The sequence below is a fragment of the Amycolatopsis sp. BJA-103 genome (genome assembly GCF_002849735.1).
GTDB lineage: Bacteria > Actinomycetota > Actinomycetes > Mycobacteriales > Pseudonocardiaceae > Amycolatopsis.
On record NZ_CP017780.1, the window covers coordinates 6,216,232 to 6,229,124 of the forward strand.

A 12,893-nucleotide genomic window follows, 5' to 3' on the forward strand; every position below is an offset into this window, starting at 1 on the left:
GTGTCACGCCTGGCCGGGAAGTGGCCTACTCGTAGATCTCGCCCTTCGCGGCCTTCTCGACCAGCGAAGCGGGCGGGGTGAAGTGGTCGCCATAGCGCTCGGCCAGCTGGCGCGAGCGGTCGACGAAGCCCTGCAGGCCACCCTCGTACTGGTTGATGTACTGGATGACACCGCCGGTCCACGCCGGGAAACCGATGCCGAAGATCGAACCGATGTTGGCGTCGGCGATGGTGGTCAGCACACCCTCGTCGAAGCACTTCACGGTCTCGAGCGCCTCGGCGAACAGCATGCGCTCCTTGAGGTCCTCGAAGGGAACCTCGGCGCTGCCCGACTTGAACGCGTCGCGCAGGCCCGGCCAGAGACCGGTCCGCTTGCCCGCCTCGTCGTAGTCGTAGAAGCCCGAGCCGGTGGAGCGGCCCTTGCGGTCGAATTCCTCCACCATCCGGTCGATGACACCCTCGGACGCGTGCCCGTTCCAGGTGCCGCCGGCTGCCTCGATCGCTTCGCGCGTCTCCTTGCGGATCTTGCGCGGCAGCGTCAGGGTCAGTTCATCCATCAGCTGCAGCGGCGGCGCCGGGTACCCGGCCTGCGCACCGGCCTGCTCGATCGACGCGGGCTCGACCCCCTCGCCCAGCGCGGCGACGGCCTCGTTGATGAACGTGCCGATGACGCGCGAGGTGAAGAAGCCGCGGCTGTCGTTGACGACGATCGGGGTCTTCTTGATCTGCAACGTGTAGTCGAAGACCTTCGCCAGCGTGGCGGGCGAGGTCTTCTCACCGCAGATGATCTCGACCAGCGGCATCTTGTCCACCGGCGAGAAGAAGTGGATCCCGATGAAGTCCTCGGTCCGCTGGACGCCCTCGGCGAGCGAGGTGATCGGCAGCGTGGAGGTGTTCGAGCCCAGCACGGCGTCCGGGTTGACGAAGCCCTCGATCTCCTTGAAGACCTTGTGCTTCAGCTCGACGCTCTCGAAGACGGCCTCGATCACGAAGTCGACGCCGGCGAAGTCCTCCGCCTTGTCGGTCGGCTTGATCTTGGCCAGCAGCGCGTCGGACTTCTCCTGCGTGGTCTTGCCGCGGGAGAGAGCCTTCTCCTCGAGCTTGACCGCGTAGCCCTTGCCCTTTTCGGCGCCTTCGAGGGTGACGTCCTTGAGCACGACGTCGATACCGGCCTTCGCCGAGACGTACGCGATCGCGGCGCCCATCATGCCCGCGCCGACGACGCCGACCTTCTTGGCCGTGTACTTCTCGAAGCCGTCCGGCCGCGAACCGCCGGAGTTGATGCTCTGGAGGTCGAAGAAGAACGCCTTCGTCATGTTCTTCGAGACCTGGCCGGTGGCGAGGCTGATGAAGTAGCGGGTCTCGACGGTGATCGCGGTGTCGAAGTCGACCGTCGAACCCTCGATGGCCGCGGCCAGGATCGCCCGCGGGGCGGGCATGTTCGCGCCCTTGATCTGCTTGCGCAGGTTCGCCGGGAACGCGGGCAGGTTCGCCGCGAAGCCCGGGTTCGACGGGGTGCCGCCCGGGATCTTGTAGCCCTTGACGTCCCACGGCTGCACGCCGCCCTCGGGGTTGGCCTTGATCCACGCCTTCGCGGCCGGGACCAGTTCCTCGACGGTGCCGACGAGCTCGTGCACGAGGCCGAGTTCCTTGGCCTTGGCCGGGCGGTGCCGCTGGCCCTGCAGCAGGACGTTCAGCAACGCGCTCTGGATGCCCAGCAGGCGCACGGTGCGGACCACGCCACCGCCGCCGGGGAGCAGGCCGAGGGTGACCTCGGGGAGACCGATCTGGCTGCCCTTGACGTCGGCCGCGATGCGGTGGTGCGTCGCGAGCGCGATTTCGAGGCCACCGCCGAGCGCGGCGCCGTTGATGGCGGCCACGACCGGCTTGCCCAGCTGTTCGAGCCGTCGCATCTGGCCCTTCATCAGGGCGCTGCTCTCGGTGATCTCGGCCGCGTTCTCCGGCTTGGCCTTGATCAGGTCGTTGAGGTCACCACCGGCGAAGAAGGTCTTCTTGGCCGAGGTGAGGACGACACCGGTGATGCCGTCCTTCTCCACCTCAAGGCGGTCCACGACTACGCCGAGCGACTCGCGGAAGTCGGCGTTCATCGTGTTGGCGGACTGCTTCGGGTCGTCCAGGGTGAGCACGACGATGCCGTCGGCGTCCTGCTCCCAGCGGATGGTCTTCGCTTCAGTCATTGTCTCTTCCTCAGACCCGCTCGATGATGGTCGCGACGCCCATGCCGCCGCCGATGCACAGGGTGACCAGGGCGCGGCGCGCCTGACGACGCTCCAGCTCGTCCACGACGGTGCCGACCAGCATCGCGCCGGTGGCGCCCAGCGGGTGCCCCATCGCGATGGCGCCGCCGTTGACGTTGACCTTCTCCTCGTCGAGGTGCAGGTCCTTGATCCACTTGAGGACGACCGAGGCGAAGGCCTCGTTCAGCTCCCACAGGTCGATGTCGTCCGGGGTGAGACCGGCGATCTTGAGGACCTTCTCGGTGGCCGGGGTCGGGCCGGTGAGCATGATCGTGGGCTCGGAGCCGACGGTCGCGGTCGCCACGATGCGGGCGCGCGGGGTCAGGCCGAAGCCCTTGCCGATCTGCTCGTTGCCGACCAGCACCACCGCGGCACCGTCCACGATGCCGGACGAGTTTCCGCCGGTGTGGACGTGGTCGATGCGCTCGACCGAGTGGTACTTCTGCAGCGCGACAGCGTCGAAGCCGCCCAGCTCACCGATTCCGGCGAAGGCGGGCTTGAGCTTGCCGAGGCCCTCGACGGTGGTGCCCGGGCGACGGTGCTCGTCGTGGTCGAGGATCGTGACGCCGTTGATGTCCTTCACCGGGACGACGGACTTCGCGAAGTAGCCGCCGGACCAGGCCGCTTCGGCCTTCTCCTGCGAACGCACGGCCCACGCGTCGACGTCCTCGCGGGAGAAGCCCTCGATGGTCGCGATCAGGTCGGCGCCGGTGCCCTGCGGGACGATGTAGTTGTCGTACGCGGTGGCGGGGTCCATGAACAGCGCGCCGCCGTCGGAGCCCATCGGCACGCGCGACATCGACTCGACGCCACCGGCGATGATCAGCTGGTCCCAGCCGGAGCGCACCTTCTGCGCGGCGGTGTTGGTGGCTTCGAGGCCGGAGGCGCAGAAGCGGTTCAGCTGTACGCCCGCGACCGTTTCGGGAAGGCCCGCGTTCAGCGCGGCGGTGCGCGCGATCACGGCGCCCTGCTCGCCGACCGGGGACACCACGCCGAGGACGATGTCGTCGATCACGGCGGGGTCGAGGTTCGGGTGCCGGACCTTCAGTTCCTCGATGAGGCCGACCACGAGATCGACCGGCTTGGTGCCGTGGAGGGCACCGCCCTTGTTCTTGCCGCGAGGCGTACGGATCGCCTCGTAGATGTAGGCCTCACTCACAGAAAAACTCCTCCGCGTACGGCGCTGTATCAAGGATGAACACAGCCGGATCGTACCGGCCAGTAGCCATGCTAATGGTCATTAACATAAACCGCGATAACCCCATGGTGTCAATGGGTTGCGATGCACGCAACCCACGCTATCGTGGGTTCACCTATGGATCACCCGACCGAGCGTTCAGCCCGACCGCGCGACCGCAAGGCCCAGCTGGCCGGCCTCGCCGCGGAGCTGTTTCGCGCCCGCGGGTTCCACGGCGTCGGCATCAACGACATCGCCGCCGCGGCCGGGATCACCGGGCCCGCGCTGTACCGCCATTTCGCGGACAAGCAGGCGGTGCTGTCCTACGTCGTGCTGTCCGGCATCGACGACATGGAGGCGGCCACCCTCGAGACACTCGCCGACCTCGACACACCGGTCCCCGCCCAGGTCAACGCCCTTTTGGGCACCCTCGCCGCGCAGGCCGTGGAGCGGCGTGAGGTCGCCGCACTGTGGCGCTGGGAGGGCAGGCATCTGCCGAAAGAAGGCCGCCGGGAGATCCGCCGCCGGTCGGGCGCGGTGCTCGCGGCGTGGTCCAAGGCGCTGCTCGCGCTGCGTCCCGAACTGACCGAGGACGACGCCGAACTGTTGTGCTGGGCGGGGCTGAGCGTCTTCGGCAGTGTGTCCGTCCATCACACGTCCGTGGCGAAGAAACGCTTCGCACAGATCCTGGTGCAGCTGGCGGAATCGGTGCTGCATGTCACACTGCCCGAGCCCGCCGAGCCGTCCCCCGAGACGCCGTCGATCGCGCTCGGCGAGCCGTCCCGCCGCGAGCAGATCCTCGCGGCCGCGACCGAGCTGTTCGGGCAACGCGGCTTCCGCGCGGTCAGCATGGAGGAGATCGGCGCGGCCGCCGGTATCGCCGGGCCCAGCGTGTACCGGCACTTTCCCAGCAAGGCCGCGCTGATGGTGGCGATCGGGCATCGCGCGGCCGACAGGCTGGCGCTCGCCGCGGAACGCGCGCTGCGGACCGACGACGAACGCGACGCGCTGCGCAGGCTGGCGGCGTCCTATGTGCACACCCTGCTGCACACTCCCGAGCTGCTGGTGTCGTTCTCCGGCAGCCCAATGGAGTTGCCGGAACGCGACAAGGCGGACCTGCTCCGGGTCCAGCGGGACTATGTCGCGCGCTGGATCGCGCTGGCTTCGGAAGTCCGTCCGGAACTGAGCCTGCGCGAAGTGAAGATCACCGTCCACGCGGCGCTGACCATCGCGAACGACCTCGCGCGCACCCGCCGGGTCAACGGCCGCCCGAACATCGAGGCCGAGCTGACGACGCTGATGCACGCGGTTCTCGGCGTCTGAAAGTCAGCTTTGAGCAAACTCGCGTGTACTGCAAAGGAGTGAAGGGCACGATGTGCGCGTGCCCCTGCATCTGGTGACCCGGGACGAAGACCACAAGGTCTCCCCGCTGGAGCTCTTCTTCGATCTGGTCTTCGTCTACGCCATCACCCAGACCACTCAGCTGATGGCCGATCACCTCAGCCCGCTCGGCATCGGGCAGGGGGTGGCCATGATCGCCGTCCTGTGGTGGTGCTGGTGCGCCTACGCCTGGCTGGCCAACACCCTGCACGTCGACCGGGGCATCGCCCAGCTGGCGATGTTCGCCGCGATGGGGACGATGTTCCTCGTCTCGCTGACCATCCCGGAGGCGTTCACCGACCTGCCCGGCGGCCTGTACGCGCCACTGATGTTCGTCGGCTGCTACTTCGTCGTGCGGCTGCTGCACCTGGTCGCGTACTTCGGCGCCGCCCGGACGGATCCGGGCCTGCGCAAGGTGGTCCTGAAGATGTTCGTCGGCCTGCTGCCGAGCGTGGCGTTGCTGGCCGTCGCGGCGTTCTTCTCCGGCTGGGTCCAGCTCGGCATCTGGGCCGTCGCGATGCTGGCCGACTACGTCAACGTCTTCCGGACGCGCTCCTCGGACTGGCGGCTGCACCAGCCGGGCCACTTCGCCGAGCGGTTCGGGCTGATCGTGATCATCGCGCTCGGCGAGTCGATCGTGGCGATCGGCATCGGGATCAGCTCGTACCCGATGTCCTGGCCGATCACGCTCGCCGCCGTTTTCGGGCTGACGCTGGCATCGGCGATGTGGTGGATGTACTTCGCCGTCGTCGCGCACGTTTCCGAACACAACCTCAAACGCGCGGAGGGCGTGGAGCGGGTGCGGATCGGGACGGACACCTACACGTTCCTGCACCTCCCGCTCATCGCCGGGATCGTGCTCGTGGCGCTGGGACTGAAGAAGTCGCTGCTGTACGTGTCCGACACCGAACACCACAGCCTTTCCGACGGCCTGCACGGGACGCCGATCTGGGCGCTCACCGGCGGGCTGGCGCTGTACCTGATCGCGCTGAGCGGGCTGCGGCGGCGGAACCTCGGGTCCTGGAACGTGCGGCGGCTGGTGCTCGCGGTCGTCCTGCTGGCGGCGACGCCGTTGCTGGAACTGGTGCCGGCGATCGTGCTCGTGGGTGTCGTGGCCGCGGCGGCAGTGGGGCTGGTGATCGTCGAGCGGGCGGGCGCGGCTCGGGTGCGGCTGATGGCTGAGACGCCGAACCTGGGCTGAAGGGGCCCTTCGCCGAGTGCGACGCGACGAAGGCGCCCTTCACCGAGCAGGATGCGGGGAAGTCCCCTTCACGTACTTCAGGGCGACCACGGCGCTGGGTGGGTCGTGAGTGGCGATTCGGGTTGGGCCGAGGGTGTCTTGGTCACCTACCGGCTTCCGGCTGCGGTCGTTCACGGGGGCGGGCCGTGAAGGGCCCCTTGCCTACCTTGACCGTAGTGATGGAGGCCTTCACTACCTTCGTGATCGCCACAGCCGCCCCACCCGCACCAGTGGGCGAGTGATGACCCCCTTCCTTGCGTCTAGCGCAAGGAAGGGGGCCATCACGTACTTCCGGGTGACCACGGCGCCGGGTGGTTCGTGAGGGGCACTCACGTCCACACCCCTTCCCCTCGTGAGCAATCCGGGCGCCCTCACCACCCAAATCACTCACGAGCGTGACGTTCGACTCCCCCCTAGTAGCGCATCGGCCCCAAGGGAGTTAACCTACTCACGAGTAGGTAAGCGAGGCAGGGAGACTCACCGTGGGTGCGCCTAGGAAACGAGACGCGATGGGCTTCGGCCTGTCCGCGCTCACCCGGCTGGCCGGGAGCAAGGTCATTGAACGGGCCGGACTTCGGAAGCCCGTGCAGAACCTGGTCAGTGCCGGGACGCGCAACGGCTTCCGGGTCGCGGGCGCGGCGGGACGGACGTTCAAGTCCGCCCAGAAGCTCGGCAAGCCCGCGCGGCTCGCGCCGGCCGAGGACACGGGACTGTTCGACCTCACCCCGAGTGAGGACCAGCAGCTCATCGTCGAGACCGTGACGGAGTTCGCGGCCGAACAGCTGCGGCCCGCCGCGGCCGACGCCGACGCGAAGCTCCAGGCCCCCGAAGGCCTGCTGAGCCGCGCCGCCGAACTCGGGATTTCGCTCGTCGGCATCCCCGAGGAGCTGGGCGGCATCGGCACCGAACGGTCGGTCGTCACGAACGCGCTGGTCGCCGAGGCCCTCGCGCACGGCGACCTCGGACTGGCGGTCGCGGTACTCGCGCCGTCCGCGGTCAGCACCGCGCTGGTGTCCTACGGCGACGAGCAGCAGCAGGCGGACTACCTGCCCGCGTTCGTCGGCGAGAACGTCCCGGCCGCGGCGCTCGCGCTGCAGGAGCGGACGGCCTTGTTCGACCCGTTCAAGCCCGCCACCAAGGCCCGCCGCACTCCGAAGGGCTACCAGCTCGACGGCGTGAAGTCGCTGGTCCCGCGTGCCGCCGACGCCGAGCTGTTCATCGTCTCGGCCGACCTCGAAGGCCGCGGTCCGGCGCTGTTCCTCGTGGAATCGTCCAACGCGGGCGTCACCATCGAGACCGAACCGGCGATGGGCCTGCGCGGCGCGGCGACCGGGAAGCTGCACCTGGAGAAGGTCGCCCTGCCCGCCGGAGCACTGCTCGGCGGCGGTAAGGCCGAGGTCTTCACCGAGGTCGTCCGGCTCTCGCGGCTCGGCTGGGCCGCGCTGGCCGCCGGTACCGCGAAGGCCGTCCTCGACTACGTGGTGCCTTACGTCAACGAGCGCAAGGCGTTCGGCGAACCGGTGAGTCACCGGCAGGCCGTCGCGTTCTCGGTGGCCGACATCGCCATCGAGCTGGAAGGACTGCGGCTGGTCGCGCTCCGCGCCGCCGCTCGCGCCGAACAGGGCAAGCCGTACGCCCGCGAGGTCGCGCTGGCCCGGAAACTGGCCGCCGACAAGGGAATGCAGATCGGCAGCGCCGGAGTACAGCTGCTCGGCGGGCACGGCTTCGTCAAGGAGCACCCCGTCGAACGCTGGTACCGCGACCTCCGCGCGATCGGCGTGATGGAAGGCGCCGTCCTCCTCTAGGACTTTCGAAAGGCAATCATGATCAACCTTGAGGTTCCGAAGAAGGCCGGCACCCTGATCAACCAGGCGTACCAGGCCGCGGCCGAGGTGTTCCGGCCGATCTCGCGCAAGTACGACCGCGCCGAGCACACCTATCCCGCCGAGCTCGACATGTTCGCCGCGCTGCTGGACGGGCTGAACTCCTCCGGCGAGGGCGGCGCGGGCGCGGCGGGTGTCCGCCGGTCCGAAAAGAACGAGAAGCCGGGCAACCGCAACGGGTCCAACCTGAACATCGTGCTCGGCACGATCGAGATGTGCTGGGGCGACGTCGGTCTGCTCCTCTCGATGCCGCGTCAGGGCCTCGGGAACGCCGCGATCGGCTCGGTCGCCACGGACGAACAGCTCAAGAAGTTCTCCGGGCTGTGGGCCGCGATGGCGATCACCGAACCGGACTGCGGCTCGGACTCGGCCGCGATCACCGCCACCGCGCGCCTCGACGGCGACGAGTACGTGATCAACGGCGAGAAGATCTTCGTGACCGCGGGCGAGCGCGCCGACGCCGTCGTCGTCTGGGCCACTCTGGACAAGACGAAGGGCCGCGCGGCGATCAAGTCGTTCGTCGTCGAGAAGGGAACGCCCGGTTTCGAGGTGGTGCGCGTCGAGCACAAACTCGGCATCCGCGCCTCCGACACCGCCGTGCTGCGCTTCGAGAACGTCCGCGTGCCCGTGGAAAACCTCCTCGGCACGCCGGAGATCGACACCGCCAAGGGTTTCGCCGGGGTCATGCAGACCTTCGACAACACCCGCCCGCTGGTCGCCGCCATGGCCATCGGCGTCGCCCGCGCGGCGCTGGAGGAGACCCGGAAGATCCTCACGGACGCCGGGGTGACCATCGACTACGACAAGCCCGTCCACAGCCAGCACGCGGCCGCGGCCACGTTCCTGCAACTGGAAGCCGACTACGAAGCGGCGTACCTGCTGACCATGGAATCGGCGTGGATGGCCGACAACCGCAAGCCGAACTCGCTGCAGGCCTCGATGGCCAAGGCGAAGGCGGGCCGCTCGGTCGTCGAGATCACGCTGAAGTGTGTCGAGCTCGCCGGAACCTTGGGCTACACCGAGGAATCGTTGCTGGAGAAGTGGAGCCGGGACGCGAAGATCCTGGACATCTTCGAGGGTACGCAGCAGATCCAGCAGCTGATCGTGGCTCGCCGGATCCTGGGCAAGACGAGCTCCGAGCTCAAGTAGCGCCCGAAGTGCCGTGAAGGGGCCCGTGCAGCTGCACGGGCCCCTTTCCTGTTTATTCCCAACAAACTCCATCATCACGACAACACCATCAAGTGAACCGCCCCGACGTCCGGGCGGAGGTACTCTCGTACCTTCCCCGCCCGCCAAGGCCGGAGTCGCGATGAGACTCGCCGCTCGACAGTTCCCCCTTGCCGCACAGTGGTGCCTCATCGTCCTCGGCGTCACGATCTGCTACTTCGCGACCGGCCAGATCGGCATCCAGTGGGCGATCGTGCGGGAGCAGATCTCACCGCTGTGGCCGGCGGCCGGGGTCGCGCTGGCGGTGCCGATGTTGCTGGGGCCGCGGTTCTGGCCGGGGATCTTCCTCGGCGCCCTCCTGACGAACATCGCCATCGGGCCTTCACTCGCCACCGTCATCGCGATCTCCGCGGGCAACACGATCGGCCCGATGCTGGCCTACGCGGTGATGCGGCGGCTGGGTTTCCGCACCCAGCTCGACCGGCTTCCCGACGCCGTCCTCCTGGTGACGATCGGGGCGATCGGAGGCACGGCCGTCAGCGCCGTGCTGGGCACCGGCGTCCTGGTCCTCGACGGCGCGCTGGTCGCCGGGGACTTCTGGTCCACGGCGCTCGTGTGGTGGACCGGCGACGCGATGGGCGTCCTGACGGTCACTCCCCTGCTGCTCCTGGTGCCGAGGTTCCGGCTGCCGACGCGAGTCTCCCCGGCGCGCTGGGGCGAAGCGATCGCGTTGGCGATCGTGGGCACCGGCACGGCGCTCCTCTCGTCCACCACCCCGGCCAAGCTGTTCCTGGTCTTCCCGGTGCTCGTCTGGGCCGCGCTGCGTTTCCGGCAGGCAGGGGCGATGCTGTGCTCCTTGTGCGTCTGCACTCTCACGATCTTCGCCGCCGTGCGCGGGCTCGGCCCCTACGGTTCGTACGCGCTCGTCCCCCGCATGCTGCACGTACAGGCCTTCGACGCCACTGTCGGGATGACGGCGCTGGTGCTGTCCACGATCGTCCTGCAACGCGACCGCGCGACCGCCGAGATCACCGAAGCCTGGCTCCAGATCACCGAAATGGTCGACATGATCGCGCCACGCCAGTCGTTGCGCAGCGCCATGAACCAGCGCAGGAGCGAAGACCTCGCCGACTGAGGCTCAGCCGGCCTGTTCGTCGAGGAAGCGGTCGAGATAGCGCCACGTGGTCCCGCGGGCCTTCCGGCCGGTGAGGACGCCCAGGTGCCCGCCTGGCGCGGTCTTGAAGGTCACCGAAGGCGAGTTGTCCAGGAGGCCGGTGAGCCGTTCGACGGCCGCACGCGGGGCGATCGTGTCGTTCTGCCCGGCGATGACCAGCGTCGGCACCTTGACGCCGGACAGCGCGATGATGCGGCCGTTGAGGTCGACGGTGCCCTCGGCGAGGTCGTTGGCGCGGAAGAACCGGTGGTAGATCTGGCCGAACGTGCGCCCGGGGTAGGCGATCATGTTGTCCATGAAGTGGTCGACGGCCTCGATCTGCGCCAGGTAGTCCCGGTCATCGAGATTCTTCAGGATGGCCAGCGGCTTGGTGATCTCCTTGCTGATCCCGGTCGCGCGGAAGACCCGGCTGACCAAATAGGACGGTGCGCCGCCGAGCACGCGGTAGATCGGGGTCAGCAGGTGGCCGCCGGTGAGGTCCACCAGCGGGCGGAACGGGGCGATCAGCGGGATCGCGGTGAAGTCGAACGGCGACGCGATGGTCGCGATCGACTCGATCGGCAGGTCGGGCTGGTCGGCCGCGGTCAGCAAGGAGAAGATCCCGCCGAGGCACCAGGCGATGACGTGGACGGGCCGGCCGCCCGCGTCCTCGCTGACCTTGCGGATCGCGCGCGGGAGGACCTCGTCGATCCAGTGCTCGATGCCCAGGCGCCGGTCGGAGAACGCGACGTTGCCGTAATCGACCAGGTAGGTGTTGCGGCCTTCGTCGACCAAGTGCTCGGCGAGGCTGCAGCCGCGCCGCAGGTCGAAGCACAGCGCGGGCGCGGCGAGCGGCGGCACCAGCAGCACGGGCGGGCCGGACGCCGGGGCCTTGCCGTTCGTCAGCCGGTACACCGAACGGTTGGGGCCCTGGTCGATCAGGACCCGCGGCACCGGGCGGAGATCGGCGACACCACCGTTCAGCACCTTCCCGACGACGTTCGACGCGGCGGCGGCGAGCCGTGCCGGGGGTGTTGCCATGAGGTGCCTCCTGGAGGGATGAACGCGGTAATGGGCAATCTTGCCGCGTACGGGCGCACGACTCAACACCGTCGCCGCCCCAAGCCGTCCACTTCGGACGGTTGTTAGGCCGTCCGAGCTAAGAACCGGCCCCCTTTTCGGCCGCCGGGGCACTCCTCGCGGCACGCGATTCGTACTCCGCGCGAGCACTGGAATGCGTTGCGGAGGACAAAATCTTGTCGCCACCCAGGGCACGGAGCAGCCCTTCGCCGAAGCGGCGCGGGAGCAGTCGTGTGATCCTGCCCATGGCGTCCAGCGATGCGGGAACGAAGACGTCGAATTTGGGACGTCGCAAGGCATCGACAATGGCGTACGCCACATCTTCCGGCTGGACCGATTTGAAGAACTTCGCCTCGCCGAGCCCGCTGGCCAGCTCCGTGCGCACCACGGCGGGCATCACGCACGAGACCAGCACACCCGTTCCGTGCAGTTCCAGATGCACCGATTCCGACAAACCGACGACGGCGTGTTTCGTGGCGCAGTAGGTGGCGGCGCCGGGGAATCCGGCCTTACCGGCCATCGAAGCGATGTTGACGATGTGGCCGGTGCCACGCGGGCGCATGCGCTTGACCGCTTCCCGGGTGCCGTGGATGACGGCGTGCAGGTTGATCTCGAGCAGCCGCCGGGTGGCCGCGTCGTCCTCTTCGTCGAGCGGCGCGAGCGGCATGATGCCCGCGTTGTTGATCAGCACGTCGATCGGGCCGACGCGCCGCTCAACCTCGTCGAGGAACTCGGTGAAGCCCTTCGTGTCGGTGACGTCGAGCGGCAGCGCCTCCGCGCCCAGCCCGGCCGCGGTCTTCTCCGCGAGGACCTGGTCCAGGTCACCGATGACCACCTTGGCGCCGAGCCCGGCCAGCGCCTTCGCGGTACTCGCCCCGATGCCCTGCGCCGCTCCGGTGATCACGACGACCTTGCCTGCGAGGGAACGTTCACGCTTGGCCATGGGGGCTCCTCTGCGACTCCGCTGTCCGGGGCACTGTTGGCAATGTGTCAACTATGGTGCACCCGAAGCCGCGAAGAAGCCAGACCTAGGGACGCTGCTCGAAGACCTGGCCGATCCAGCCGTTGACGTCGAAGCGCTCGGTCGGCTTGAAACCTTGGCTCTCGTAGTAACGCTGCAGGTCACCGTCGCCACCGGCCCAGCAGTCGACCCGCACCAGGCCGATCCCGCGCTCCCGCGCCTCGGCCAGCGCGAACTCGACGAGCCGCGAGCCGACCCGGTGACCGGCGAACCGGCGCGAGGTCAGCAGCAGGCCGACGTAGATCTCGGGTTCGTCGACCGGCGGGACGTGCGGGAACCGGTCACCGAGGACGATCGCCCCGGCCGCTTCGCCGCCGACCTCGGCGATGTGCAGGCCTGGCCCGTCGGCGATCCCGCGCACCCGTTCGATCCGCTTCGGGATCGTGGACCACGGCTCGGTCCCCCACTGGCCCTCACTGCCCCGTCCGACCAGCCACGCGACGGCCTCGTCGAACATGTCCAGCAACGCTGGGAAGTCCCCAGAACCACCCTGCCGGATGATGAAATCGTTCATCCTTCCGTTCTACAACATCGT

At 68.5% G+C, this 12,893-nt stretch carries 10 protein-coding genes; 5 read left to right on the forward strand and 5 right to left on the reverse strand.

The features are described from left to right. Window positions 1-25 precede the first annotated feature (25 nt). Together BKN51_RS27335 and BKN51_RS27340 are read right to left on the reverse strand one after the other, a co-directional pair. Complete coding sequence (locus BKN51_RS27335) at window positions 26-2,197, reverse strand: 3-hydroxyacyl-CoA dehydrogenase NAD-binding domain-containing protein (RefSeq protein WP_101610356.1); 2,172 nt, start codon at window positions 2,195-2,197, stop codon at window positions 26-28. 10 nt (window positions 2,198-2,207) lie between these two features. Next, window positions 2,208-3,416, reverse strand: a complete 1,209-nt coding sequence (locus BKN51_RS27340; protein ID WP_101610357.1) for an acetyl-CoA C-acetyltransferase — start codon at window positions 3,414-3,416, stop codon at window positions 2,208-2,210. Between the two features lie 156 nt (window positions 3,417-3,572). Between BKN51_RS27340 and BKN51_RS27345 the strand changes: the two genes are divergently transcribed. From BKN51_RS27345 to BKN51_RS27365, 5 genes are all read left to right on the forward strand, one after another. Further along, entirely contained in the window at window positions 3,573-4,757 is a 1,185-nt protein-coding gene (locus BKN51_RS27345; RefSeq protein WP_101610358.1) for a TetR/AcrR family transcriptional regulator, read from the forward strand. A 52-nt stretch (window positions 4,758-4,809) separates the two neighbouring features. Further along, window positions 4,810-6,015: a low temperature requirement protein A gene (locus BKN51_RS27350; protein WP_101610359.1), complete on the forward strand. Its 1,206-nt coding sequence runs from the start codon at window positions 4,810-4,812 to the stop codon at window positions 6,013-6,015. A 548-nt stretch (window positions 6,016-6,563) separates the two neighbouring features. Next, window positions 6,564-7,859 (forward strand): acyl-CoA dehydrogenase family protein, encoded by a 1,296-nt coding sequence (locus BKN51_RS27355; RefSeq protein ID WP_101610360.1) that lies wholly within the window; start codon window positions 6,564-6,566, stop codon window positions 7,857-7,859. A gap of 18 nt (window positions 7,860-7,877) precedes the next feature. Beyond that, on the forward strand, window positions 7,878-9,086 hold the full coding sequence (locus BKN51_RS27360) for an acyl-CoA dehydrogenase family protein (RefSeq protein ID WP_101610361.1): 1,209 nt from the start codon (window positions 7,878-7,880) through the stop codon (window positions 9,084-9,086). A gap of 160 nt (window positions 9,087-9,246) precedes the next feature. After that, window positions 9,247-10,239 carry an MASE1 domain-containing protein gene (locus BKN51_RS27365; RefSeq protein WP_101610362.1) on the forward strand — a complete coding sequence of 331 codons (993 nt, stop codon included), beginning with the start codon at window positions 9,247-9,249 and terminating at the stop codon, window positions 10,237-10,239. Between the two features lie 3 nt (window positions 10,240-10,242). Here the strand turns inward: BKN51_RS27365 and BKN51_RS27370 are convergent, their stop codons facing one another. From BKN51_RS27370 to BKN51_RS27380, 3 genes are all read right to left on the reverse strand, one after another. Next, on the reverse strand, window positions 10,243-11,298 hold the full coding sequence (locus BKN51_RS27370) for an alpha/beta fold hydrolase (RefSeq protein WP_101610363.1): 1,056 nt from the start codon (window positions 11,296-11,298) through the stop codon (window positions 10,243-10,245). Window positions 11,299-11,416: 118 nt separating this feature from the next. Beyond that, window positions 11,417-12,280, reverse strand: coding sequence for an SDR family oxidoreductase (locus tag BKN51_RS27375; RefSeq protein WP_101610364.1), 864 nt, complete (start codon window positions 12,278-12,280; stop codon window positions 11,417-11,419). A gap of 85 nt (window positions 12,281-12,365) precedes the next feature. Beyond that, a complete protein-coding gene (locus BKN51_RS27380; protein ID WP_101610365.1) occupies window positions 12,366-12,872 on the reverse strand; it encodes a GNAT family N-acetyltransferase in 507 nt (168 codons plus the stop codon). Window positions 12,873-12,893: the final 21 nt, after the last annotated feature.

Coding starts and splice junctions, on each gene's coding strand:
- BKN51_RS27335 (WP_101610356.1), bottom strand. CDS start 2,197: ATGACTGAAGCGAAGACCATCCGCTGGGAGCAGGACGCCGACGGCATC.
- BKN51_RS27345 (WP_101610358.1), top strand. CDS start 3,573: ATGGATCACCCGACCGAGCGTTCAGCCCGACCGCGCGACCGCAAGGCC.
- BKN51_RS27355 (WP_101610360.1), top strand. CDS start 6,564: ATGGGCTTCGGCCTGTCCGCGCTCACCCGGCTGGCCGGGAGCAAGGTC.
- BKN51_RS27360 (WP_101610361.1), top strand. CDS start 7,878: ATGATCAACCTTGAGGTTCCGAAGAAGGCCGGCACCCTGATCAACCAG.
- BKN51_RS27365 (WP_101610362.1), top strand. CDS start 9,247: ATGAGACTCGCCGCTCGACAGTTCCCCCTTGCCGCACAGTGGTGCCTC.
- BKN51_RS27370 (WP_101610363.1), bottom strand. CDS start 11,298: ATGGCAACACCCCCGGCACGGCTCGCCGCCGCCGCGTCGAACGTCGTC.
- BKN51_RS27375 (WP_101610364.1), bottom strand. CDS start 12,280: ATGGCCAAGCGTGAACGTTCCCTCGCAGGCAAGGTCGTCGTGATCACC.
- BKN51_RS27380 (WP_101610365.1), bottom strand. CDS start 12,872: ATGAACGATTTCATCATCCGGCAGGGTGGTTCTGGGGACTTCCCAGCG.